This window comes from Microbispora sp. NBRC 16548 (assembly GCF_030268985.1).
In the GTDB taxonomy this organism is placed as follows: domain Bacteria; phylum Actinomycetota; class Actinomycetes; order Streptosporangiales; family Streptosporangiaceae; genus Microbispora; species Microbispora catharanthi.
In genome coordinates this window covers 552233-575133 of record NZ_BSSF01000001.1, presented here as the reverse complement: position 1 = coordinate 575133, position 22901 = coordinate 552233, and the positions used below count along the sequence as shown (strand labels likewise).

Sequence of the window (22901 nt, the reverse complement as noted above, 5' to 3'; positions counted from 1 at the left end):
TTCCGTAGCCGTGGACTGCTCCGCGGGGGTAGGAACCGCAGTCGGCCGAGCCGGTTGCGGGAGGACCTCATGACCATGCACGCACGCAGAGCATCGGTGCCGCGGCACATACCTGCCGGGGCCTCCACGAGCGGAGACGGCATCGTCGTGGGCGCGGGCCCGGTGACGATCGACGTCTACGTCGATTTCCTGTGCCCGTTCTGCCGGCGGTTCGAGGAGACCGCGGGACCGACGCTGCACGCCATGGTGGACGACGGGCTCGCCACCGTCGTCTACCATCCGATGGCCTTCCTCGACGAACTGTCGGCCAACGCCTACTCCTCGCGCGCGTCCGCTTCGTCCGGCTGCGCCTCGGACGGAGGGGCGTTCGTGGAGTACGCCGAGGCGTTGTTCGCCAACCAGCCGCCGGAGGGCGGGCCGGGCTTGACGGACGACGAGCTCGCCGAGATCGGCCGGCTGGTGGGGCTCGACGGCCCCGCCTTCGGCAGGTGCGTGCACGCCCACACCTACCTCGACTGGGCCGCGTACGTCACGGCAATGGCGATGGAGCGGGGGGTCAGCGGCACGCCGACCGTCCTCGTCGAGGACGTCCCGGTGCCGGCGAACCTCCGGACCATCACCTCCGCCGTGGCCGCCGCGGCGCGCTGACCTCGTCCGGGCGGCTGGGCGGAACCAGCCGGTCGGCCGGCTGTGCGCGTGAACGCCGATCACACGGCCGAGCGCGGCGTCGAGGAGATCCAAGGGATCGGGGCCGAGGTCCCCGCGCAGCACGCTCAATCCTCTGCACGCCGTCTCCCGGCCCGGGTGCGTAGGCCGGCTGGTAGTCGACCTGGGAGGTCGCCGTGCGTACAACCAAGCTTCCGTCCGGCGAGGAGGTCCCGGTCCTCGGCCAGGGAAACCTGGCGGATGCGCGGCCCACCTGCACGGGATGCTGGACGAGCTGATGTGACGGCCGCCGAGTCGCCCGGGGTTGACGCCCTCGGACGCGCCGAGGTGCGGCGTCTGCACGCTCGAACTGGTCGGCGGCGTTCCCGTCAAGGACGCGATCCTGCCTGGCGTTCATCCGAGAGTTCCGTCCGCCGGGTCATGGGTAGACAGGACATATGTGCCGCTGGCTGGCCTATACCGGTTCTCCGATCGCCATGGAGAAGCTGATCTACGAGCCGGAGCACTCACTGATCGACCAGAGCCTCCACGCCAGGTACGGCGCTGAGACGGTGAACGGCGACGGGTTCGGCGTCGGCTACTACGGTGACGACGGCGTGTTGCCCGCGGTGTTCAAGGACACCAAGCCCGCCTGGGGCGACCGCAACCTTCGCGAACTCGCCCGCCATGTCCGGTCACCGCTGTTCATGGCGCATGTGCGCGCGTCTTCTGGGACGGCGATACAGCAGACGAACTGCCACCCGTTCCGCTACGGCGCCTGGATGTGGATGCATAACGGCGTGATCTCCGAGTTCAGCCGCCTCAAACGGGACCTCGTCATGGCCATCGCCCCGGAGCTGTACCCGTCGATCGAGGGGTCCACCGACTCGGAGGTGATGTTCTTCCTGGCGCTCACGCTGGGGCTGCAGGAGGACCCGCCGGGAGCGGTGGAGCGGATGGCGGGTCTCGTGGAGCGGACGGGCTGGAGACACGATGTGGAACACCCGGTCCAGATGTCCCTGGCGTCATCCAACGGCGACCGGCTGTGGTCCTTCCGATACTCCACCGAGCGCCACTCGCGGTCGCTCTTTCACAGCACCAACACGCAGAGCCTCCGGAAGCTGCATCCGGAGGTGTTCGAACCCCTCGAGATCTCCGACGAGGCACGGGTCGTCGTGTCCGAACCCTTGCGCGACCTGCCCGGACTGTGGGTGGAGGTGCCGGAGTCGACGTACACCGTCGTCAAACCCGGCATGTTCGAAATGCACCCTTTCACCCCAAAGCCGCCTAAATAACAGAAGTGCCCATACTGCGTCTTTAGTCGCCTTCTGCCCGGCCTGTAGCCGCCGCCTGCCAGACTCACTCAGAGGACCGGCCGGAGGGGAGTATGGACGGGGTGACGTCACAGGAGAACAGGCGGGCCAGGCAACGGCCCGTATGGGTCAATCCGCTGTTCGGGGTGACCGACCCCGCCTCCGGAATCACGGCGGTGCCGCCGCGGCACCGGCTTCCCGAGGGGCCCATAGCGCCCTCCGCCGTGTCACGGCTCATCCGTGACGAGCTGATGCTGGACGGGAACCCGCGGCTGAACCTGGCCACCTTCGTCAGCACCTGGATGGAGCCGGAGGCGCACGCGCTGATGGGCGACACCGCCGACAGGAACCTCGTCGACAGGGACGAGTATCCCGCGACGGCCGAGCTGGAGCAGCGCTGCATCCCGATGCTCCGCCACCTGTGGAACGCCCCCGACCCCGACGCGTCACTCGGGACCTCCACCGTCGGATCCAGCGAGGCGTGCATGCTCGGCGGGATGGCGCTCAAACGCCGCTGGGTGCACCGCAACGCCGACCGCTACGCATCCGGGGCGCGTCCCAACCTGGTGATGGGCGTCAACATCCAGGTGTGCTGGAAGAAGTTCTGCAATTACTGGGAAGTGGAGCCCCGCCTGGTCCCGATGGAGGGCGACCGGTTCCACCTGGGTGCAGAAGAGGCCGCTGGGCACTGCGACGAGAACACCATCGGCGTCGTCACCGTCCTGGGCTCCACGATGGACGGAAGCTACGAGCCGGTCGCCGACATCTGCGCGGCACTCGACGCTCTCGAGGAACGTACGGGATGGTCCGTGCCCGTGCACGTGGACGCCGCGTCGGGAGGGATGATCGCCCCCTTCCTCGAGCCGGACCTGGTGTGGGACTTCCGCCTTCCAAGGGTCGCCTCCATCAACGTCTCGGGTCACAAGTACGGGATGGTCTACCCGGGACTCGGATGGGTCCTCTGGCGGGACCGGGAGGCGCTCCCCGAGGATCTGGTGGAGCACGTGAACTATCTCGGCGGTGACGTGGCGACGTTCACGCTCAACTTCTCCCGGCCCGGATCGCAGGTCGTCGCCCAGTACTACAACTTCCTGCGGCTCGGTCACGAGGGCTTCCGCCAGGTGCAGGGCGCCCTGCGGGAGGTGGCGACGCACCTCGCCCGGCAGATCGAGGGGCTCGGCTGCTTCCGGCTCCTCACATGTGGCGACCAGCTGCCGGTGTTCGCCTTCACCACCACCGACGACGTCACCCGGTTCAACGTCTACGACGTCTCGCGACGGCTCCGGGAGTGGGGCTGGCTGGTGCCGGCCTACACCTTCCCGCCCAACCGGCAGGATCTGCAGGTGCTGCGGGTGGTGTGCCGCAACGGGTTCTCGCTGGACCTGGCCGACCGGCTGGTCGACGACCTCCGGGACCTGTTGCCGTGGCTGCGCAAGCAGCCAGGGCCCATGTTCGGCCCAGAGGAGGGGACGAGCTTCCACCATTGACGCACCAGCCCCGGCCGTACGGCTTACTCCGCGGCCTGCTGGAACTCGGCGGGCAGCTGCGATATGGCATGGTCGAAGGTCTCGTCCGGAACAGCGTCCCGCAGCGTCAGCAGGACGGCCCGGATCCCTGCCCTCGTCTCCTCCGCGGTCAGCCCTGTGCGTTTGCTGATCCGCGAGACGAACTCGCGGAAACCGAACCGCTGGATCGGATCACCGACGTGGATCGACTCCCGGAGAGGCTCCGGAAGTTCGAGCGCGAGATGCTGAGCCTCCGTGGCGCTGAGCCGGTCTCCCAGGATCTCCAGTGTCGCGCGGCTCAGATCCGCCGCCTCCTCACGCGACAGGCCGCTGCGCTCGGCCACCCTGCCGAAGAAGTCCCTGTGCTCCACACTGGCTCCATTCCCCCTCGGCGTCCGCCCGACACGGAGCCGGCGGACACCCAGAAGCTTGGAGCGATGCACACCGAGGTTCCGGCACCCCTGGCTTTTGAGCGGGAATGACACCGAGGTCGGCCGTTCACAAGGGCGACGCGGGGAGGGACAGATGGCACACGAGGCACTCTCGCTGGCTGACGCGATAGACGTGATCCGAGGTGAGATCGGCAAGGCGCGCATCAGGGCTGAGGTCCTGGGCGAGGAGATGCGGTTCAGCGTCGGCACGGTCGAGGTGGAGATCCTGGTTCAGATCACCCGTAACAGCGAGGACGGCGAACCGGTGCTCGAAGTGGTCGAGGCAGGCGGTTCGAAGGGCGGTGACACCCACCGCATCACCTTCCCGATGACCCCCGTCTTCGAGCCTCACGGCTGAGAGCCCGGCCGGCGGGGATAGAGAAGCGCCAGGCCGGTGCGGCGACATCCATCCCTGCGACGGACGCTTCACCAGGCGACCGCGCGCCTTCCCGCAAGTGCGGTCCCACCCTCCAGAAAAGAGGGCGGGACCGCCGCAGGACGCACATTACGCCCTGGTAGTCGTGGTGCGGCTCCGGCCCGTCGCCGTACCGACGGTCTCCCTCTCCCGCTCCTGCCTCTCCTGCTGGCGAGCGGACCTGGAGAGGTCCTCCAGCTCGTGCGCGGTCTCCTCGAACTCCTGCGCGGCCTCCCGGCTCATCCTGCTCACGATCCTGCGGCCGCGGACGGCCATGTCCTCGTACACCTCGCCGGCCTTGGCGAGGGCGTACGGGCCGACGCCCGCGAGGGCGCAGAACGGCTTGGACATCGTGATCCTCTTGACCGGTGTCGTCACTTGGTCACTCTCCATACATATCGGTCTAGCGGCGGCTTCCAGCTGTTCCAGCCAGGGGAGAACGGCGCGGCGTCAGGAAGGCGGCGTGCCGAGGGCTTCCATCCCGGACCTGATGTTGTCGGCGGCCTGCGCCGGGCTGATGTCCGCAGCCCTGGAGGCCTTCCGCAGATCCGTCCAGGTGATGTGGTCGGGATTCCCGTGGTCGTCGTCAGGCTCGCCGCAGCCGCAGCTCAGGCACATCCGGATGTCTCCCCCCGCTCGGTCTTGTGCACAACGGCCCCGCCCTCTGCAGCGGTATGAGGGCGAGGCTCTTCGGGTGTTCCAGGTTCGTCCGTGCGCGGTCTTGCCCGGGGACGAGCGCCCGCTCCCCCGTCGGCGAGCGCTCGCCAGGACCATCCCCGCACCCGTCTCCAGGGACACCGGGCGGGAATGCAAGAGCCGATCAAGAGCAGAGACAGGCGGACAAAATCGTCACCCGGCCAGTCACGATCAGCTGGACGGCCTCGCCTTGCTGGGCTGGACGCGCCTCGGCTCGCCGGGCATCTTCGGGTAGTTCGGCGGGTACGGCATGTCGCCCCGGTCGTCGGCGTCGTACCACTCCAGCAGCGTGCCGATGTCGTGGGCCCGGTCGTCGATCGCCCGCTGCACGTCGCCCAGCCTGGCGAACCGCTCCGGCATCGTCGTGATGTCGAAGTCGCGCGGGTCGCAGCCGGCCAGTTCCTCCCAGGTCACGGGAGCGGAGACCCGGGCGTCCGGCCGGGCGCGGACCGAGTAGGCGGCCACCACCGTGCGGTCGCGGGCGTTCTGGTTGTAGTCGATGAAGACCTTCTCCCCCCGCTCCTCCTTCCACCAGGCGCTCGTCGCGAGGTCCGAGCGCCGCTCGACCTCGCGGGCGAGAGCGATCGCGGCGTACCGCACCTCGGTGAAGGTCCAGCGGGGCTCGATGCGCACGTTCACGTGGATGCCGCGACTGCCCGAGGTCTTGGGGAAGCCCGTCATGCCCAGCTCGTCGAGGATCTCCTTGACCGTGAAGGCCACCGTACGGGCCTGCTCGAACGAGGTGCCGGGCTGCGGGTCGATGTCGATGCGCAGTTCGTCGGGGTGGTCGAGGTCGGCGCGGCGGGCGTGCCACGGGTGGAAGTCGATCGTGCCGAGGTTGGCGCACCAGGCGATGGCCGCCACCTCGGTCGGGCAGAACGCGTCGGCCGTGCGCCCGCTCGGGAAGCGCACGGTGACGGTCTCGATCCAGTCGGGATGCCGGGGCATCCGCTTCTGGTAGATCGCCTCGGTGCCGACGCCGTCGGGGTGCCGCTTGAGGTAGGTCGGCCGCTCCCGCAGAGCGCGCAGCACGCCGTCCCCCACGGTCACGTAGTACTCCACCAGGTCGCGCTTGGTGGCGCCGATCTCCGGGAAGTAGACCTTGTCAGGATTGGTGACCTTGACCGTGCGGTCACCCACCTCTATCTCGATGTACGGCGAAGCCATGGAGGTGACCCTACCCGGATGAGGGGGTCCGTCCCGGGCTGCCGACGGCGGCCGGACCGGGCGCTCCCACGGCCGCGCCCTCCCGGCGCAGGCTCGTGGTCGCGTACGGCGCGCTCGCGTTCGGACGGCGCCGCACGCGACGGGACGGACCACGGCGGCCGCCCGCGGGCGGCCTCCTCTCACCGTCCGGCGGCGTCCAGCACGGGTCGGGTGCTTCGCCGCCCTGACGGCGGTGCGGGTGACCGCCCCCGCGCGGGTGACGGCGATCAACCCCCTCGTCTGTGAAGACGCCGGAAGACCCGGGAAAGGATGCCTCGACCCGCGAACACGTGCGGGGAAGATCCCGGGCCTCTCCGGAGTTCCTCAGTTCGTAATCCCCGCGAGGGGCCGCCGAAGGCAGGGTGGTGAGCATGGAGAAGGTCATCAAGAGCGACGCCGAGTGGCGCGCGCAGCTTTCCCCCGAGGAGTACCGGGTCCTCCGGCAGGCAGGGACCGAGCGCCCGTTCAGCGGCGAGTACGTCGACACCAAGACCGTCGGCGTCTACTCCTGCCGCGCCTGCGGGGCGGAGCTGTTCCGGTCGGAGGCCAAGTTCGAGTCGCACTGCGGCTGGCCGTCGTTCTACGAGCCGTCCGAGTCGGACACCGTGACCCTGCGCGAGGACGACTCGCTCGGCATGCGCCGGGTGGAGGTCCGCTGCGCCCGCTGCGACTCGCACCTCGGGCACGTGTTCCACGGCGAGGGCTACCCCACGCCGACCGACGACCGGTACTGCATCAACTCCGTCTGCCTGACCCTGCAGCCGGGCGGGTGAGGCCTACTTCGGCTTGGGGTAGGTGACCCGGCAGTCGTCGTCGCTCGGGCCGAGGACGTTGGCGAGGACGGGGTTGCCGTTCTCGCCGAACCTGGACTGGACGAACACCACGGGGTTCGCCTCCCCCCGCTCGGCCAGGTACTCCAGGCCGCGCTTGCACAGGGTGATCGCGGCCTTGGAGTTGTCGGCGTTCTCCGGGAGGTTCGTGTAGATGCGCAGGTAGCCGCCCTCGGTGCGGATGTCCTTGACCCGCTTGGCGGTCTTGTCCTTCCACCTGCTGCGGAAGTAGGCCTCCGCCTTGGTGTCGGTGTACCTCGACGGTCCCGACGCCTTCTCCTCGGCCGCCTTCTTGTCCCGCTTGGTGGTCGCCTTCTTCCCGGTGTCGACGCTGGCGACGGTCAGCTCGCCGGCCGGGGAGGCCTGCGGCGTGGGCGCGGCGACCACATGCCCGGGCGCCGCGTCGGAACGCGACAGCGGCCAGGCGATCGCGACGGCTCCGACGGCGAAGGCGGCCACCCCCAGGGACACCTCGACGACGTGCGAACGGGCCCGCCTCTTGCGACGGCGCCCCCTGGAACGTGCCAGCCCGCTTGCCACTCTGCCTCACATGGACGTCGATTCTTCGTCACAGTATGGCAAAGACTTCGAGCCGCCAAGACCGTTTCCGACGCTTCGCGCAAGATCCGCCACAATGTCCTTTCTGAACGGGTCCTGTTTCCCCGCCGTTCACAGGGAGGGTGCGTGCCGGCCGTCATGTCCTGGCTCGTGTTCGGGCTGGCCTGCGTCCTGGTCGCGGCCGGCGGTGCGCTGGGCGGCGCCGACCCGGTGGACGCGGCGGTCGCGCTCGGTTTCACCCCGCTCGGCGCCTATCTGGTGGCCCATCGCAGGGGCGGTGCCGTCGGTCCCTGCTGCCTCGTGACCGTCCTCGGCGCGGTCGCCTACTTCGCCGACTCCTACTCCCTCCGGCCCGGCCTTCCCGGCGCCCGGTGGGCCGCCTGGGCAGGCACGTGGACCTGGGCCCCCGCGCTGCTGACCGTGTGCGGCGTCCTGCTGCCGCTCGTGCCGGACGGCCGCCTGCCCGGGCGGGCCTGGCGGCCGGTGGCGGCGGCAGGAGTGGCCGCCACCGCGGCGTTCACGGTCGTGGCCGCACTGGTGCCGGAGGGCGCTGACCGGCCGTTCGCGGTCGAGGCCCTGGCTCCCGTGCGGGACGCGCTGCCGGTGGTCGTCGTCATCCTCGCCGCGACCTCGCTCGCCTGCGCGGCCGGGCTCGTCGTCCGCACGGCCAGGGCGCAGGGCGAGCAGCGCACCCAGCTGCTGTGGATCTGCCTCGGCGCTACCGCGTTCGTGGCGGGGGTCTTCCTGCCGGCCGTCACCCGGCTGCCCGCCGCCGGCGTGCCGTTCATCCTGGCCCTGCCGGCCTGTGTCGGCGTGGCGATGCTCCGCCACGACCTGTACGGGACCGGGCCGTGGCTGCGCCGCGTGCTGACCCTGGGGCTGCTGACCGGGGCGCTGGCCCTGCTGTACTTCACGGTGACCGGGCTCACCGGGGCGCACGTCGCCGCCGCGGCGGCCGTGGCGGTCGTCGTCGAGCCGCTGCACCGCTGGCTGCGCAGGGCCTCCGGCCGCATCATGTACGGCGGCGGGGCAGACCCCGAGGCCGTGCACGCCCGGCTGGGTGCCCGCCTGGCCGCGACCTCGGAGCCCGGGGAGATCCTCGCCGCCGTCGCCGACGCCGTGGCCGAGGCGACCCGGGCCCCCTACGTGCGGGCCGAGCTGGGCGCGCCCGGCGAGCCGCTGAAGGTCGTCGAGCGGGGAACGCCCGCCCCGCTCGGCGTGTCGGTGCCGCTGCGCTTCCAGGACGAGGTCCTCGGCACTCTCGGATCGTCGGGAGGCGACGCACGGGTGCTCGCCCCGCTCGCGTCGCACGCCGGTGCCGCGCTCGCCGCCGCCCACCGCGCCGCGGCGCTGCAACGCTCGCGGACGCTGCTGGTCACGGCCAGGGAGGAGGAGCGGCGGCGGATCAGCAGGGACCTGCACGACGGGCTGGGCGCCTTCCTCGCGGGCATCGGCTTCACGGTGGACGCCGCGGGCAACGCGGTGAAGGCCGACCCGGAGCGGGCGCGCGGCCTGCTGACCCAGATCAGGACCCAGGTGGCCGAGGCGGGGGCGGGGGTACGCCGCCTGGTGCGGGGGCTGCGGCCGCCCGAGCTGGCCCAGCTCGGCCTGGCCGGGGCCGTCGAGCACACCGCCGCCACGCTGGGCGACGGCGGGGTGGAGATCGAGATAACGGCCGCGGATGCGAGCGGCCTGCCTGCCGCCGTGGAGGTCACGGCCTATCTGGTGGCCCGCGAGGCGCTGACCAACGCGGTGCGCCACGGCGGGCCCCGCCGCTGCGCCGTACGGCTGGGCCGGGTCGCGGACGGGTTCGAGCTGAGCGTGAGCGACGACGGGCGGGGACTCGGGCCGGAGGCCGTCCCGGGAGTCGGGCTGACCTCGATGCGGGAGCGGGTGGAGGAACTGGACGGAAGGCTGACGATCGAAGCCGCCCGCGGCGGCGGAACGGTGGTGACCGCGTGGATTCCCCTGTGATCAGGCTGCTCGTCGTCGACGATCACCCGGTGGTCCGCGACGGGCTCGGGGCGCTGATGTCGACCGTGGAGGGCATCGAGGTCGTCGCGGTGGCCGAGGACGGCCTGCGGGCGCTCGCGGCCGTCCGCGAGCACTCCCCCGACGTCGTGCTGATGGACATCGCGATGCCGAACATGGACGGCATCGAGGCGACCCGGCGGCTGGCGGCGGGGCCACGGCCGCCGAGCGTGGTCATGCTCACGATGTCGGACGACGACCTGTCGCTGCTGGCGGCCGTCCGCGCGGGGGCCAGGGGCTACCTGCTCAAGAACGCCGCCCAGGAGGACGTGGTCGCCGCGGTGCGCGCGGCGGCCCGGGGCCAGGCCGTCTTCGGGACCGGCGCGGCCGAGTCCGTGATCAAGCTGCTGCACGCGCCGCCCCGCGTCTCCCCCCGGCCGTTCCCCGCGCTCACCGACCGGGAGTACGAGATCCTCGGACTCGTCGCGTCGGGCCTGGGCAACCAGGCGATCGCGGCGCGCCTGGGCCTCAGCGCGAAGACCGTGGCCAACACCGTCTCCGGCGTCCTGGTCAAGCTCGGCGTACGCGACCGGGCGGAGGCGGTCGCCGCCGCCCGCGCCGCGGGACTCGCCACGGGCTGAGCGCGTCCGGGCGTCCCGTGGGTGCGGGAGGCGTTCCCGGGCAGGCGGGAACATCGGCTCCTCCGGCCGGGATCGTCGCGGCACGAATCTGGACGGGCAACGACAGCACCCTCCGGAGGAGAAACTCATGGACGCCACCGCGTCGCCCGGCGCTCCCGCCGGCCACACCACCCCTGACGATCGGGCCGGGGGCACGGACGACCCGGCCGGCACGCGCGCCCCGGGTCGCCGGAATCCCGTCACCGCCGCGCCGGCCGTCGCCGCGGCGGCGGCGCTGACGCTCGGCGTGACGCAGATCCTGCACATGCAGACGGTGCCGTTCGCCTCGGTGGGCGACTACGTCTGCGAGGGCGCCTACGCCCTCTATCTGACGGCGGCGGTCGCGGCCGTCCTGGCCCTGCGCCGCGTCCACGGCCGGGCGCGGGGCTGGGGGCGGATCGGCGACGCCGGGGCCCTGCTGTACGGCCTCGGCCATGCGGTCGTCGCGATCCCGGTGACCGCCACCTTCGTCCTCGCCACGAACCCGCCGGACCCGCTCGGCGCGCTGTACGCCCCGGGGATCGTGCTGTGGCTGGCCGGCCTGGTCCCGCTGGCGGTCGCGGCCTTCCGCTCCGCGCTGGTTCCCCGCGCCGTCGCCGTCGCCCTCCCGGCGACGCTGCCGCTGACGATGGCGCTCGGCCAGGCCGGTCCCCTGGTCGAGGCCCTGACCTGGGCCGTCCTGGGCTGGTCGATGGCTAGGGCAGCGCGGCGACGAGCTCGCTGACCGGCTTGCGGGTGCCCGTGTAGAAGGGGATCTCGATCCTGGTGTGCCGCCTCGCCTCGGCTCCGCGCAGGTGGCGCATCAGGTCGACGATGCGGTGCAGCTCGTCGGCTTCGAAGGCCAGCATCCACTCGTAGTCGTTCAGCGCGAAGCAGGCGACCGTGTTGGACCGCACGTCGGGGTACTCGCGCGCCATCATGCCGTGCTCGGCGAGCATCCTGCGCCGCTCGGAGTCCTCCAGCAGGTACCACTCCAGGGACCGGACGAAGGGATAGACGCAGACGAAGCCCCTGGGCTCCTCCTCGGCGAGGAAGGCCGGGATGTGGGACTTGTTGAACTCGGCGGGACGGTGCAGGGCCATGGCCGACCAGACCGGCTCGCTCGCGCGTCCGAGGGCGGTGCGGCGGAAGCGGGTGTAGGTCTCCTGCAGGTCCTCGGGCGAGGAGGCGTGCCACCAGAACATGAAGTCGGCGTCGGCGCGGAACCCGGCCACGTCGTAGCAGCCTCGGGTCGTCACGTCCTTGCCCGCCGCCTGCGCGAGCAGTTCCTCGACCTCGTCGGCCACGCCCTCGCGGGCGGCGGGAAGCTGGTCGCGCAGCCGGAAGACCGACCACATCGTGTAGCGGATGACCAGGTTGAGATCGCGCGCCTTGGGCCGCGGGGCAGGCTCCGTCATGCCTCCCATTCTGCCGGTAGGGGGTGGTGGTCCGGCCGCCGGGTGCCGCCGATCAGGCGCGTCGGCGGCCGGCGCCCACGCGGCCGGTCAGGCTTCGGATGACGGTGCGCCGTGGGCGTCCCGCAGATGCTCGAGGACGAGCTTGGCGGCGGTGCGGGCGGTCGCGACGCAGGCCGGGATGCCGACTCCCTCGTACGCGGCGCCGCAGACGGCGAGGCCGGGCTGCCCGGCGATCGCGGCGCGCACGCGGGCGATCCGGTCGAGGTGGCCCACCTCGTACTGCGGGAGCGCGCCGCCCCAGCGGGTCACCCGGGTGTCCAGCGGCAGGCCCCGCACGCCCATGACCTCGGCCATCTCGTTCATCGCCAGGGCCGTCAGTTCGGCGTCGTCGCGCTGGAGCACGAGTTCCTCGCCCAAGCGGCCGACCGAGCATCGTACGATCATGACGTTGCGGTCGGCCTCGGCCAGATGGGGCCATTTGACGCTGCTGAACGTCGCGGCCTTGACCGGCCTGCCCTCGACCGGCGGCACGAGGTAGCCGCTGCCCTCCGGCGGCTCGGGGAAGGCCGTCCTGGGATAGGCGAGGGTGACGATCGCCATGCTGGCGTACTCGATCGCGGCCAGTTCCGCCGCCGCCTTCGGCACCTCGCGCCCGAGCAGGCGGGAGGCGGGCCGCGCGGGGACCGCCAGGACGACGGCGTCGGCGTCGATCACCTCCTCGTCCCTGGTGGGACCGGTGACCAGCCGCCAGCCGTCCGGCGTGCGGATCAGGTCGCGCACGGTGACGCCGGTGCGGATCTGCGCGCCCGACTCCTTGGCCACCGCGGCGGGCAGCGCGCCCAGGCCGTTCCTGAGCGTGGTGAAGACCGGCCCGGCGTCCGCGGGGGCCTCCGCGGTGATGCTCCTGGCCGCCTGCAGCAGCGACCGCTCGGTGCGGGCGACGGCGGCGATCCGCGGCATGGTCGCGTCCAGCGACAGCATGTCGGCCCGGCCCGCGTAGACGCCGCCGAGCAGCGGCTCGACCAGCCGGTCGACGACCTCGCTCCCCATCCGGGCCCGGATGTACGCCGCCACGGAGACGTCTCCGGTCACGAGCGTGGGCGGCAGGAACTGGTCGAGGGGCACCCGGGCGAGTCCGGCCGGCGACAGGACGCCCGAGCGCGCGAGGGCGACCACGTCCGAGGGGACGCCCATCACCTGCTGCCGGGGCAGCGGGCGCAGCGACCCGCGCGACAGGACGGAGGCCCGGGTCGTGCCGGGGTCCACCAGGTCGTCGCCGAGGCCGGCCAGCCGGGCCAGTTCCTTGCCCTCGGGCCGCCGCGCCAGCATCGACTCGGCGCCCGCGTCGACCTCCACCCCCGCCACCTGCGAGGCGTGCAGCTTGCCGCCGACTCTCGGCGCCGCCTCCAGCACCGTGACCCGCAGGCCGGCGTCGGCCCGGTTCAGGTGCAGCGCCGCGGCCAGACCCGCGACGCCCCCGCCGACGACGACCACATGACGACCCGCAATCCCGTCCATGGGGCAAAGCTACCGGCCCGTACGCCCGGGTCCCGCACCGGCGCGGGGCGTGTCCGCCGCGAGCCGGGGAACCTCGCTGCCACCGAGAGAGCACGGATAGTCACATATCGGAACTCCGACCGATAAAGCCGACAGGAACGCAAGATTCTCAGAAACTTTTCACCCGAAGGGTAAAAAGTAAGGCTTCGCTGTAATAAAGTTGTTGTAGTCAGAGCAGAAGTGCAGTCACTTCTGGCACGCACCCGATTCCCGACCCGAAGAGCGGCGTGAAGCGAATGACGGCTCGCCCCGAGAACCCGCACCAGGCGCGGATCCTGCGCCTCCTGCGTCAGGACGGCGCGCGTTCACGCGCCGAACTCGGCGAGGTGGCCCGTCTGTCACCGTCGAAGCTCGCACTCGAACTCGACCGGCTGACCAAGCTGAACCTCCTCGAATCCGGCGGGCTCGCGGCCTCGCGGGGCGGCCGGCGGTCGGGCATCGTACGGATCGCCTCGCACCTGCGTTTCGTCGGCATCGACATCGGCGCCACGTCCATCGACGTCGGGGTGACCAACGGCGAACTGGAGGTGCTCGGCCATCTGTCGAAGCCCGCGGACGTGCGGGACGGCCCCGAGGCCGTGCTGGAGCAGGCCCTCGAGCTCGTCGGCAAGCTGCGGACCGGCGAGACGACCGCGATCCACGGCGTCGGGATCGGCGTCCCCGGCCCGGTGAGCTTCCTCGACAGGACACCGGTCTCGCCCCCGATCATGCCGGGCTGGGACCGCTTCCCCGTGCGGGAGACGCTGAGCCGCGAGTTCGGCTGCCCGGTGCTCGTGGACAACGACGTGAACATCATGGCACTCGGCGAGCTGCACGCGGGCCTCGCCAGGGCCGTCGGCGACTTCCTGCTCGTGAAGATCGGCACCGGCGTCGGCTGCGGCATCGTCGTCGACGGCGAGATCTACCGCGGGGTCACCGGCAGCGCCGGTGACATCGGCCACATCCGGGTGTCCGACGACGGCCCGCTGTGCACGTGCGGCAACACGGGCTGCCTTGAGGCGTACTTCGGCGGCGCGGCGCTGGCCCGCGACGCCCAGGCCGCCGCGGAGGCGGGCGAGTCCCCCTTTCTCGCGGAACGGCTCGCACACGAGGAAACGCTGACGGCGGAGGACGTCGCCGCGGCGGCGGCCTCGGGTGACGCCGCCGCCGTACGGATGATCCGCGAGGGCGGCCGGCACGTGGGCATGGTGCTGGCCTCGCTCGTGAGCTTCTTCAACCCCGGCCTGGTGATCATCGGAGGCGGGGTGGCCGGCCTGGGCCACGCGCTGCTCGCGGAGATCCGCAGCGTCGTCTACCAGCGCTCGCTGCCGCTGGCGACCGGCAACCTGCCCATCGTCTTGTCCGAGCTCGGCGACACGGCCGGGATCATCGGCGCGACGCGGCTGATCAGCGACCACGTCTTCTCCGTCGAGTGAGCCCGCGGCCTCCGGACGCGGAACGGCCGCCGCCCCCCGGGGGGACGGCGGCCGTCTTCACAGGCTCAGCCCTTCAGTAGCTGCGTGAGCAGGCCCTTGACCTCGGTCGCGGCGTAGGCGTCCCTGTCGAAGGGGCCGAGCAGCACCGGCCCGTCCGCCGCCGCGTCGGGCAGGCGGCCGTGGCTGCCGCGCACCGGCTCCGGGTCGAGCGGCACCACCGACATCATGTAGCGCATGCCCAGCTTCTTGCGGGCCAGCGCCGTGCCGGCGCGCAGTTTCACGAGCGGGTCGTTCGGGTCCATGAACAGCTCCGCCGGGTCGTATCCGGGCTTGCGGTGGATCTCCACGAGCTTCGCGAAGTCGGGCGCCCGGTCGTCGGACAGCCAGTAGTAGTAGGTGAACCACGCGTCAGGCTCCGCCACGGCGACGAGGTCGCCGGCCCGCTCGTGGTCGAGGCCGTACTTCGCCTTGCCCTCCTGGCCCAGCACCTCGTCCACGCCCGGCAGCTCGGCCACGATGTCCCGTACGCGGGGCAGGTCGGCGGCGTCGTTCACGTAGACGTGGGCGACCTGGTGGTCGGCGACCGCGAAGGCCCGCGAGGCCCAGGGGTCGAGATACTCCATGCCGTCCTGGGTGTAGACCTCCAGCAGCCCGGCCCGGCGCAGCGCGCGGTTGACGTCGACGGGGCGGGACGCGTTGGTGATGCCGTACTCGGACAGCACGACCACGGTGGCGTCCTCCCGCAGCAGCGGCGCGAGCGCGGCGTCGACCTCCCGGGCCGCCGCGACGGCCTGGGGCGCGTCGGGCCCGAAGCGCTGCAGGTCGTAGTCGAGGTGCGGGATGTAGACCATGAGCAGGTCGGGCCGCTCCTTCGCGAGGATCCGGCGGGCTGCCGCGATGATCCACTTGGACGAGGTGATGCTCGCCGTCGGCCCCCAGTAGGTGAACAGCGGGAACTCGCCCAGCTCGCCGACCAGGTCGTCGTGCAGCGACGGCGGCCTGGTGTAGCAGTCGGGCTCCTTGCGCCCGTCGGCGTAGTAGATCGGGCGCGGAGTGACGATGAAGTCGCTGGAGCCGCCCATGGCGTACCACCAGCAGACGTTGGCGGTCCGGATCCCGGGCACCGCGTCCCACAGCTGCTCGCCCTGGATCAGCCGGTTGTGCTGCCGCCACAGGAAGATCTCGCCCAGGTCCCGGAAGTACCAGCCGTTGCCGACGATGCCGTGGTCACGCGGCATCGATCCGGTCAGCAGCGTGGCCTGGACGGAACAGGTCACGGCGGGCAGCACGGGCCGCAGCGACGCGGCGGTGCCGACCTTGGACACGTTCGGCATGTGCGCCAGCAGGCGCGGGGTCAGGCCGACGACGTTCACGACGACGACGGGCGCCATCAGATCTCCTTAAGTCCGAGGGCGGCGAGCCGCCGCCGGGTCCAGTCCAGCTCGGCCGCGATGCCCTCGGCGACGTCCACCGGGCCGGGCAGCACGCTCCAGGTGTAGGTCTCGACCTCGAGGTGCCGGGTGAGGGGCGCGGCGAGGTCCCCGTGCGGGGTCATGAGCCGCCCGAGCAGGTCCTCCAGGTACGGAGTGGTCGTGGTGAGCGGGGGCGGGGGCGCGGCGTGCAGCGGCATGTGGAAGTGCGTGCGCCACGGCAGGTCGGCCGGGAGCCCGCCGGCCAGCGCCTCCGGCAGGTCGTCGGCGTATCCGGCCGCGCAGCGCGTCTGGTGAAGATACCGCTCCTCCTCGTACGCCGCCAGGGCCCGCTGGCCGCCCGGCGGCGCCTCGACGGCGGACGAGACCTGGAGCTTGACGATCGGCAGCCCCAGGCCGGCCGCGTCGGCGGCCTCCTCGAAGCCGACGGCGAGGTGGCAGGCGTCCAGGCAGACGCCGAGGTGCGCGGGATCCGTGCCTGCGAGCAGCTCGACCGCCTGGGGGGTGGTCTCCACGATGCAGCCCGGCTCGGGCTCGAACCCGACGCGGATCGTCTTGCCGGTGCGCTCCGCCAGCGCCCGCAGGCCCCGGGTGAGCGCGTCCAGGTTGGCGGCGACGGCCGCGGCCTTGTCCGGCGTCCAGCCGGTGCGCCAGGCGAGGGGCAGGGTCGAGATCGAGCCCTCGCTCACGTCGTCCGGCAGCAGCGCGGTGAGGATCTCGGCCAGGTCGAGGGTGTAGGCGAGCCGCTCCGGCTCCGCCCAGTCGGGCCGGTACACCCGGAGTTTCACGACCTGGTCGTGGAAGCCCTGATAGGGGAAGCCGTTGAGGGTGACGACCTCCAGCCCCAGCTCGTCCAGCCGGGCGCGCAGCCGCGCCAGTTCGCCGGGGTCGGCCCGCAGCGCCCGCGCCGCGGCGGACGACAGCCACAGCCCGAGGCCGAGCACCGGCGCGCCGGTCAGCGCCCGCACCCGGGCGGCGACGCCGGACAGCTGCCCGTGGATCCCGGCGAGGTCCTCGGCGGGGTGGACGTTGGTGCAGTAGGCCAGGTGGACGACGGAGCCGGAGGGATGGAGCAGGCGCATGGTCAGCGCGTCCCGCGCAGGATCGTGTTGCCCTCGTAGTCGCCGCCCGACTCGACGTCGTCCAGCGACAGGCGGCCGCTCCGGCCGTAGAACGCGACGGGGTTGCGCCACAGCACCCGGTCGACGTCGTCGTCGGTGAACCCGGCGGCCAGCATGGCCTCGCCGACCTCGCGGGTCTTGAGCACGTCGCTGCGTCCCCAGTCGGCGGCGGAGTTCACGATCATCCGCTCCGTGCCGTACTCCTTGAGGATCGCCACCATCCGCTGGGGGTCCATCTTCGTGTCCGGGTAGATCGAGAAGCCCATCCAGCAGCCGGCCTCGTGGACCATGCCGACGGTCAGCTCGTTGAGGTGGTCGACCAGCACCGCGCCGGGGTCCATGCCCTTGACCACGTCGAGCGTGCGCCGGGTGCCGGCCGCCTTGTCGCGGTGCGGCGTGTGCACGAGCACCGGCAGGCCGTGCTCCTCGGCGAGCGCGAGCTGGGCCTCGAAGACGCGGTCCTCCTCCGGCGTCATCGAGTCGTAGCCCACCTCGCCGACCGCGACCACCGAGTCCTTCAGCAGGTAGCGGGGCAGCTCGTCCAGCACGCCCGCGCAGCGCGGGTCGTTGGCCTCCTTCGGGTTGAGCGCGAGCGTGCAGTGGTGGCGGATGCCGTACTGCGCGGCGCGGTAGGGCTCCCAGCCCAGCAGCGCGTCGAAGTAGTCGAGGAAGCTGCCGACGTTCGTGCGCGGCTGGCCGAGCCAGAAGGCGGGCTCCACGACGGCACGGACCCCGGCGGCGTACATGCGCTCGTAGTCGTCCGTCGTGCGGGACGTCATGTGGACGTGGGGATCGAAGATCCTCATCGGAATCAGAGCCTCTCGAGAACGTCGGGGGGAACGGGACGCCCGGCAGCGCGGCGCTCGGCGGCGAAGTCGGCGAGCATGCGCCGCAGCTCCTCGTCGAACCGGCGGCCGAGGCCCTCGACCGACGCGAGCGGGACGGACATGAAGACGCACTTGAGCACGCCCTGCCGGAAGGCGTGGTCGTCCAGCCAGGCCGAGCCGTACGGGCCGAGCGCGGCGGCGACCAGCCGGGTGTCGTTGGTCCGCAGGGCGTCGTGGACGAGCGGGAGAGCGGCCGGACCGAGGTCGAGCTGCGGAAGCGACTCCAGGATCTCCAGCCGCTCCCCCGCGTCGCCCTGCCAGTAGAGCTTCATGACGGCCGCCGCCGGGTCGGGCAGGGCCTTCGCCAGCGCGCCGAGCAGCTCGGCACGGGCGCCGGGGCCGCCCTCCCGCGCGGCCCGCGGGAACAGCGCGTAGACGGTCTCCGGGTCGCGCTCAACGTCGGCTACGGCCCGCGCCAGCCAGGTCATGTGCCCTCCTCAGGAATTCGATCGACCTTCTCGCCACCTCGGGCGCCGCGTGGCTGTGCCTGGCCAGTTCGACGGCGACCAGCCCGCCGAAGCCGTCGAGGGCGGCGAGTGCGGGCGGGAAGTCGATCTCGCCCTCGCCGAACTCGAGATGCTCGTGGACGCCCCGCCGCATGTCCTCGATCTGCACGTGCACCAGGTGCGACAGCGCCCGCTCGACGCACTCGGGCACGTCGTACGGCTCCAGGCAGCGGCAGTGCCCGATGTCGAGGGTGAGGCCGAACCTCGGGTGCCCGCCGAGCAGGTCGCGCAGCCGTTCGTATCCGGCGAGGTCCGCCACGAGCATGCCCGGCTCGGGCTCGAACCCGAGCGTGACGCCCGCCTCGTCCGCTTCGGAGAGCAGGCGCTCGCAGTGCCGTACGAGCCGGTCCCACGCCTCGGCCTCGGGCACCTCGGGCGGGCGGATGCCGCTCCACAGGTGCACCACGGGGGCGCCGAGGTCGGCCGCGATCCGCATGGCCCGGCACAGGAAGCGCACCCGCGCCTCGGCCTCGTCGTGCAGCAGCGTCGGGAAGTGCTTGCGCCGGGGGTCGAGCGTGTACCTGCCGCCCGTCTCCACGGCGAGGGCCAGGCCGAGCCGCCCGGCGAGCGCCGCGATGCGCCCGACCTCCGCCGGGGACGCGCCGGGCATGAGGTGCCCGTGGTCGAGCGTGACCGCGGCGCCGGTGTAGCCGAGGTCGGCGAGCACCTCCAGCGTCTGGTCGAGCGGATGGTCGCGGAAGCCGTTGGTGCAGTAGGCCCAGTTCATAGGCACGCTCACGACGTGGCCACCTTCGCCGACAGCCACCGGCCGGCCGGCAGCGCGGCCAGCAGCGCCGCCGCCTGGGCGAGCCTGCCCCGCCCGGCCACCGCGGCCGCCTGCAGCGGGATCAGGCCGAGGATGCTCATCCGCACCGCCTGCCGCACCTGCTCGGGGTCGGGGTCGGCGCGCAGCGCCGCCTGGGCCCTTCCGGCGGTGGCGAGGTAGCCGGCGATCATCACTGCGGCACCCAGCCGCCCCGTGGTCTCGCCGCCGCGGCAGGCGACGGCGGCCAGCGCCGCGGACGCGCCGGTCGCGGCCAGCGCCTGGGTGACGGTCGCGGGGGTGGCGCCGTCCACCTCGGCGCGGCCGAGCAGGGTGATCCCGTAGGTGTGGGCGCCGACGGCCAGCGCCATGGGGGCGGCCGCCCGCGTGTGCGGGCCCGCCCCGAGCAGGACGTCGAGCGCGCGGCAGGCCGCCATCGCGGCCGGGCCCGCGGCCGTGTGCTTGAGGCGCAGGTCGTAGGCCCAGGCGGCGCCGGCGAGCAGGCCCGCGAGCGCGAGCCCGCGCCGTCCGCCGAAGACCGCGGCGGTGGCCACCCCGGCGCCGGTCAGCGCGGCGGCGAGGCCGAGCGCCCCTTCCGGGCTGATCCGGCCGGAGGGGATGGGCCGTTCCGGCCGCTCCTTCGCGTCGATCTCCCGGTCGGACCAGTCGTTGAGCGCCATTCCGGCCCAGTAGAGCAGCACCGACGCGGCGGCGAGGCCGGGCCGGACCGATCGCCCGGCCGCCGCCGCGCCGGCGAGCGTGTCCCCGGGAACCGACAGCGCGGCGGGCGCGCGGACCAGCTCCAGCCAGGCCCTCACGACCGCCCCTCCGACAGGGCCTGCGCGAACGCCACCAGGCGGGCGTACTGGGTGGGCAGGTCGTGCCCCGCGCCGCCCAGCGGGTCCTTGAAGAAGTAGCCGAGCTCGGGGAGCACGCCGCTGTGCCCGGCCTCGTGGGCCCGCGCGACGAGCCGGACGAGGTCGAGGACGAGCGGGGCGGCGAGCGCCGAGTCGCAGCCCTGCCAGGTGAACTGCATGGTCATCCGGACGCCGAGGAATCCTTCGAACGTGATGTGGTCCCAGGCGGTCTTCCACTCGCCGAGGTCGGCCACGTAGTCGATGTGCGTCAGGCCCTCGACGTCCTCGCCCACGATCGCGGGGACGGCCCGCGCCTTGCTCGCCGACTTGCTCTCCCGGGCCGCCGGGTCGGCCAGTGTGGCACCGTCGCCGCCGCCGAGGAGGTTGAGCCCCGACCACGAGCGGACCCGCAGCGCGCGGCCGGCGAACATCGGCGCGAGCGCGCTCTTGACCAGCGTCTCCCCGGTCTTGCCGTCACGTCCCGCGTACGGCAGGCCGCCCCGCCGGGCCAGTTCGTCCAGCGCGGGCGGCGTCGGGCCCGCTGAGGGGGTGAACGCGACGTAGCCGCATCCGGCCGTGAAGGCCGCGTAGGCGTACAGGGAGCTGGCGGGCAGCGCGTCCCGGCCGGACGCGAGCGCCTCCTCCAGGTCGGCGAGCGTGGCGTACGGCACCTCGGCGGGGGGCTCGGTCGACGACACGTCCACCACGACGACGCGGGACAGGCCGTGCCGCTCCCGGAAGTCCGCGATGTCGCCGGCCAGTCGCCGCGCGGCCTCCGCCTGGCTCTCCTCGCCGGGGACGTAGCCGTGCCTGATCTCGGCCTCGGCGGCGTCGAGGTCGGCGGCGAGCAGGGTCGCCAGGACGGGAGGGAGCACGCCCGCCTGGGTGAGCAGCTCGGCCCTCTTGCGCAGCGGTGTGGCGACCACGTCGTGACCGCCGAACACCAGGTCGCCCAGGGGGGTGAAGTCCCCGGGGAAGTCCGCGGCCTCGATGACACAGCCGGTGGGCGGGGCCGCTCCCGCGCGAACCGCTGCCGCCCCGACCACCGCCGTGGTCGCGACGGACCCCCGGGCGCCGACCAGCCAGACACCGATGGGCACTGTAACTCTCCCGTCAACTCGGGTATGAAGGATGACCCCGGAACATTCGGATAGTAAGAGGGATCTTTCGTCACTGACAAGCAAAAGTTTCTCGCGGGGGTACAGAAAGTTCACCCACCAGCGCGACGAGACCCCGGGCGCCGACCCTCACGGCCGCGCCGCGGCGGGGACCGCGGCGGCAGCCGACGTGTGAGCCCTCACCGAACCTCGGACTTTGTCCTTTGGGAAGAGAAAGTTCAAAAGATCATGGAAAAACTTCTTCCCCGTTAAGTAAAAGTCGCGTAACTTGCTCGCCAAGTGCTCCGCACAGTCACAAGGGGCCGGAGTGAGGCGAAGGAGCGGAGTCACCCGCGGCACGCCCGCGTCATCGGGGGATCAAGGTTCTTCACGCAGATGGAGTTGGCAAGACGATGAGCGCGTACGAAGAAGAGATGGAGACGGCCGGCAACCTCGGACGCAGGCTGGGGCTGAACCGCCGCCAGTTCCTCGCGGCCACGACCGGCATGGCGGCGGCCGCCGCCGTGGCCGCGGCCGGCCCGATGAAGTCGGCCGCGCGTGCGGCGACCGCGGGCAACGGCGTGCTCGTGCCGCCCGGCAAGCGGGGAATCATCCTGTACACCGTCCGCGACGCCATCTCGCGTGACCCGGGGTCGACCACCCTCCCGTCCGGCTTCCGCGCTGTGCTGCAGGAGCTCAGCCGGATCGGCTACAAGCAGGTGGAGTTCGCCGGCTACGGCCAGCACGCCAACGCCGAGGGCGGCGCCAGCCTGGAGAGCGTCGAGGGCGCCCGCCTGCTGCGCACCTGGCTGGACGACAACGGTCTGGAGGCCGAGGGCAACCACGGCTTCATCCCCGGCTCCTGGCCGCTGAGCCAGGCCGACCTCGACCGCTTCAAGCTCCACCTGGAGATCGCCAACATCCTCGGCATGGGCCAGGTGGGCACCGGCAGCGACCCGACCGGCAGCGCCTACAAGGCCGACTGGGACGTGGCCGCCGAGAAGTGGAACGCGCTCGGCGAGATCGCCACCGCGGCCGGCCTCAAGCTGTACACCCACAACCACGACGTGGCCTACAGCTTCCTGCTCGACAGCGGCCCGCTCGACGACCGGGGCCGGCCCACCCGTTCCTCCGGCATCCGGCGCCTCGAGTACTTCCTGCAGCAGACCGACCCCGGCAAGGTCTGGCTGGAGATGGACATCTTCTGGGCGCACGTGGCCCAGTACAAGTACAAGACCTACACCGCGGCCGACGGCTCCACCCAGACGCAGGTCTTCAACCCGCTCGGCGTCGTGCAGGCCCAGACGATGCGGTTCCCGCTGTTCCACGCCAAGGACGGCAAGATCAACACCGGTACCTCCAACGGCTACGACATGGTTCCGTTCGGCACCGGCGACATCGACTACAAGAGCTTCTTCTCCGAGATGGGCGCCAAGGGCTACCACAACCCGATGTACGAGCAGGACAACGCCCCCGGCGGCACCGCCAACCCGGCGCAGTCGCTGCAGTACGCGGAGCTGAGCTACAACAACATCGCCAAGCTCCGCGGCTGAGGCCCGCCCGAGCAGTTCGGCTGGTCACCTGAGTATGGCGGACCGCCACGCGTTCGACCCGTTCCACC

Annotated in this window: 23 protein-coding genes; 10 read left to right on the top strand and 13 right to left on the bottom strand. The window is 72.1% G+C overall.

Features of this window, described 5'->3' with window-relative positions; genetic code table 11:
* The first annotated feature begins 69 nt into the window (after nt 1-69).
* The 3 genes from QSK36_RS02575 to gad all read left to right on the top strand — a co-directional run bounded on the left by QSK36_RS02575 (nt 70) and on the right by gad (nt 3445).
* A complete protein-coding gene (locus QSK36_RS02575) occupies nt 70-648 on the top strand; it encodes a DsbA family protein (protein ID WP_183536369.1) in 579 nt (192 codons plus the stop codon).
* Nucleotides 649-1103: 455 nt separating this feature from the next.
* The gene (locus QSK36_RS02570) at nt 1104-1940 is read left to right on the top strand and encodes a class II glutamine amidotransferase (protein WP_183536367.1); all 837 of its coding nucleotides are present in this window, start codon (nt 1104-1106) and stop codon (nt 1938-1940) included.
* Between the two features lie 92 nt (nt 1941-2032).
* Complete coding sequence (gene gad, locus QSK36_RS02565; RefSeq protein ID WP_183536365.1) at nt 2033-3445, top strand: glutamate decarboxylase; 1413 nt, start codon at nt 2033-2035, stop codon at nt 3443-3445.
* Nucleotides 3446-3468: 23 nt separating this feature from the next.
* On the opposite strand, the gene QSK36_RS02560 is transcribed toward gad, so the two are convergent.
* The gene (locus QSK36_RS02560; RefSeq protein ID WP_183536363.1) at nt 3469-3834 is read right to left on the bottom strand and encodes a DUF2267 domain-containing protein; all 366 of its coding nucleotides are present in this window, start codon (nt 3832-3834) and stop codon (nt 3469-3471) included.
* A gap of 154 nt (nt 3835-3988) precedes the next feature.
* On the opposite strand from QSK36_RS02560, the gene QSK36_RS02555 reads away from it, so the two are divergent.
* Nucleotides 3989-4252, top strand: a complete 264-nt coding sequence (locus tag QSK36_RS02555) for a trypco2 family protein (protein ID WP_183536361.1) — start codon at nt 3989-3991, stop codon at nt 4250-4252.
* Between the two features lie 147 nt (nt 4253-4399).
* Here the strand turns inward: QSK36_RS02555 and QSK36_RS02550 are convergent, their stop codons facing one another.
* Together QSK36_RS02550 and ligD are read right to left on the bottom strand one after the other, a co-directional pair.
* Nucleotides 4400-4687: a hypothetical protein gene (locus QSK36_RS02550; RefSeq protein WP_183536359.1), complete on the bottom strand. Its 288-nt coding sequence runs from the start codon at nt 4685-4687 to the stop codon at nt 4400-4402.
* Between the two features lie 489 nt (nt 4688-5176).
* Nucleotides 5177-6172 (bottom strand): non-homologous end-joining DNA ligase, encoded by a 996-nt coding sequence (gene ligD / locus QSK36_RS02545; RefSeq protein WP_285781186.1) that lies wholly within the window; start codon nt 6170-6172, stop codon nt 5177-5179.
* 410 nt (nt 6173-6582) lie between these two features.
* On the opposite strand from ligD, the gene msrB reads away from it, so the two are divergent.
* A complete protein-coding gene (gene msrB, locus QSK36_RS02540) occupies nt 6583-6984 on the top strand; it encodes a peptide-methionine (R)-S-oxide reductase MsrB (protein WP_183536355.1) in 402 nt (133 codons plus the stop codon).
* A 3-nt stretch (nt 6985-6987) separates the two neighbouring features.
* Here msrB and QSK36_RS02535 read toward each other — a convergent pair whose 3' ends face one another.
* A complete protein-coding gene (locus tag QSK36_RS02535) occupies nt 6988-7581 on the bottom strand; it encodes a hypothetical protein (RefSeq protein ID WP_285781185.1) in 594 nt (197 codons plus the stop codon).
* Nucleotides 7582-7725: 144 nt separating this feature from the next.
* Between QSK36_RS02535 and QSK36_RS02530 the strand changes: the two genes are divergently transcribed.
* The 3 genes from QSK36_RS02530 (at nt 7726) to QSK36_RS02520 (ending at nt 10974) form a co-directional block, all read left to right on the top strand.
* Nucleotides 7726-9573 carry a sensor histidine kinase gene (locus QSK36_RS02530; protein ID WP_285781184.1) on the top strand — a complete coding sequence of 616 codons (1848 nt, stop codon included), beginning with the start codon at nt 7726-7728 and terminating at the stop codon, nt 9571-9573.
* On the top strand, nt 9558-10211 hold the full coding sequence (locus QSK36_RS02525; RefSeq protein WP_285781183.1) for a response regulator transcription factor: 654 nt from the start codon (nt 9558-9560) through the stop codon (nt 10209-10211). Before QSK36_RS02530 ends, QSK36_RS02525 begins: the two co-directional genes overlap by 16 nt.
* 127 nt (nt 10212-10338) lie before the next feature.
* Nucleotides 10339-10974, top strand: a complete 636-nt coding sequence (locus QSK36_RS02520) for a hypothetical protein (protein WP_285781182.1) — start codon at nt 10339-10341, stop codon at nt 10972-10974.
* Here the strand turns inward: QSK36_RS02520 and hemQ are convergent.
* Both hemQ and hemG read right to left on the bottom strand, forming a co-directional pair.
* Nucleotides 10946-11656 carry a hydrogen peroxide-dependent heme synthase gene (gene hemQ / locus QSK36_RS02515; RefSeq protein ID WP_167538716.1) on the bottom strand — a complete coding sequence of 237 codons (711 nt, stop codon included), beginning with the start codon at nt 11654-11656 and terminating at the stop codon, nt 10946-10948. The two genes, QSK36_RS02520 and hemQ, sit on opposite strands and share 29 nt — an antisense overlap.
* Before the next feature lie 78 nt (nt 11657-11734).
* Complete coding sequence (gene hemG / locus QSK36_RS02510) at nt 11735-13165, bottom strand: protoporphyrinogen oxidase (RefSeq protein ID WP_285781181.1); 1431 nt, start codon at nt 13163-13165, stop codon at nt 11735-11737.
* Between the two features lie 275 nt (nt 13166-13440).
* Here hemG and QSK36_RS02505 point away from each other — a divergent pair, with 275 nt between their 5' ends.
* Nucleotides 13441-14619: an ROK family transcriptional regulator gene (locus QSK36_RS02505; protein WP_183537442.1), complete on the top strand. Its 1179-nt coding sequence runs from the start codon at nt 13441-13443 to the stop codon at nt 14617-14619.
* Nucleotides 14620-14684: 65 nt separating this feature from the next.
* Here QSK36_RS02505 and QSK36_RS02500 read toward each other — a convergent pair whose 3' ends face one another.
* From QSK36_RS02500 to QSK36_RS02470, 7 genes are read right to left on the bottom strand one after another with little or no spacing between them, the layout of a single operon-like run.
* Complete coding sequence (locus QSK36_RS02500) at nt 14685-16010, bottom strand: alkaline phosphatase family protein (protein ID WP_183536345.1); 1326 nt, start codon at nt 16008-16010, stop codon at nt 14685-14687.
* Entirely contained in the window at nt 16010-17131 is a 1122-nt protein-coding gene (gene eboE / locus QSK36_RS02495; RefSeq protein WP_183536343.1) for a metabolite traffic protein EboE, read from the bottom strand. Before eboE ends, QSK36_RS02500 begins: the two co-directional genes overlap by 1 nt.
* Before the next feature lie 2 nt (nt 17132-17133).
* Nucleotides 17134-17976 carry a TatD family hydrolase gene (locus tag QSK36_RS02490; protein ID WP_183536341.1) on the bottom strand — a complete coding sequence of 281 codons (843 nt, stop codon included), beginning with the start codon at nt 17974-17976 and terminating at the stop codon, nt 17134-17136.
* Between the two features lie 5 nt (nt 17977-17981).
* Nucleotides 17982-18485, bottom strand: a complete 504-nt coding sequence (locus QSK36_RS02485) for an EboA domain-containing protein (protein ID WP_139574690.1) — start codon at nt 18483-18485, stop codon at nt 17982-17984.
* On the bottom strand, nt 18451-19302 hold the full coding sequence (locus QSK36_RS02480; protein WP_285781180.1) for a sugar phosphate isomerase/epimerase family protein: 852 nt from the start codon (nt 19300-19302) through the stop codon (nt 18451-18453). The genes QSK36_RS02485 and QSK36_RS02480 overlap by 35 nt, the downstream gene beginning before the upstream one ends.
* A complete protein-coding gene (locus tag QSK36_RS02475; protein ID WP_285781179.1) occupies nt 19299-20144 on the bottom strand; it encodes an SCO3242 family prenyltransferase in 846 nt (281 codons plus the stop codon). The genes QSK36_RS02480 and QSK36_RS02475 overlap by 4 nt, the downstream gene beginning before the upstream one ends.
* Entirely contained in the window at nt 20141-21283 is a 1143-nt protein-coding gene (locus tag QSK36_RS02470) for an inositol-3-phosphate synthase (protein WP_285781178.1), read from the bottom strand. The genes QSK36_RS02475 and QSK36_RS02470 overlap by 4 nt, the downstream gene beginning before the upstream one ends.
* 410 nt (nt 21284-21693) lie before the next feature.
* Between QSK36_RS02470 and QSK36_RS02465 the strand changes: the two genes are divergently transcribed.
* A complete protein-coding gene (locus QSK36_RS02465) occupies nt 21694-22833 on the top strand; it encodes a sugar phosphate isomerase/epimerase family protein (protein WP_183536335.1) in 1140 nt (379 codons plus the stop codon).
* Nucleotides 22834-22901 lie beyond the last annotated feature (68 nt).

Coding starts and splice junctions, on each gene's coding strand:
- msrB (WP_183536355.1), top strand. CDS start 6,583: ATGGAGAAGGTCATCAAGAGCGACGCCGAGTGGCGCGCGCAGCTTTCC.
- QSK36_RS02465 (WP_183536335.1), top strand. CDS start 21,694: ATGAGCGCGTACGAAGAAGAGATGGAGACGGCCGGCAACCTCGGACGC.
- QSK36_RS02570 (WP_183536367.1), top strand. CDS start 1,104: ATGTGCCGCTGGCTGGCCTATACCGGTTCTCCGATCGCCATGGAGAAG.
- eboE (WP_183536343.1), bottom strand. CDS start 17,131: ATGCGCCTGCTCCATCCCTCCGGCTCCGTCGTCCACCTGGCCTACTGC.
- ligD (WP_285781186.1), bottom strand. CDS start 6,172: ATGGCTTCGCCGTACATCGAGATAGAGGTGGGTGACCGCACGGTCAAG.
- hemG (WP_285781181.1), bottom strand. CDS start 13,165: ATGGACGGGATTGCGGGTCGTCATGTGGTCGTCGTCGGCGGGGGCGTC.
- QSK36_RS02520 (WP_285781182.1), top strand. CDS start 10,339: ATGGACGCCACCGCGTCGCCCGGCGCTCCCGCCGGCCACACCACCCCT.
- QSK36_RS02575 (WP_183536369.1), top strand. CDS start 70: ATGACCATGCACGCACGCAGAGCATCGGTGCCGCGGCACATACCTGCC.
- QSK36_RS02505 (WP_183537442.1), top strand. CDS start 13,441: ATGACGGCTCGCCCCGAGAACCCGCACCAGGCGCGGATCCTGCGCCTC.
- gad (WP_183536365.1), top strand. CDS start 2,033: ATGGACGGGGTGACGTCACAGGAGAACAGGCGGGCCAGGCAACGGCCC.
- hemQ (WP_167538716.1), bottom strand. CDS start 11,656: ATGGGAGGCATGACGGAGCCTGCCCCGCGGCCCAAGGCGCGCGATCTC.
- QSK36_RS02485 (WP_139574690.1), bottom strand. CDS start 18,485: ATGACCTGGCTGGCGCGGGCCGTAGCCGACGTTGAGCGCGACCCGGAG.
- QSK36_RS02490 (WP_183536341.1), bottom strand. CDS start 17,976: ATGAGGATCTTCGATCCCCACGTCCACATGACGTCCCGCACGACGGAC.
- QSK36_RS02555 (WP_183536361.1), top strand. CDS start 3,989: ATGGCACACGAGGCACTCTCGCTGGCTGACGCGATAGACGTGATCCGA.
- QSK36_RS02500 (WP_183536345.1), bottom strand. CDS start 16,010: ATGGCGCCCGTCGTCGTCGTGAACGTCGTCGGCCTGACCCCGCGCCTG.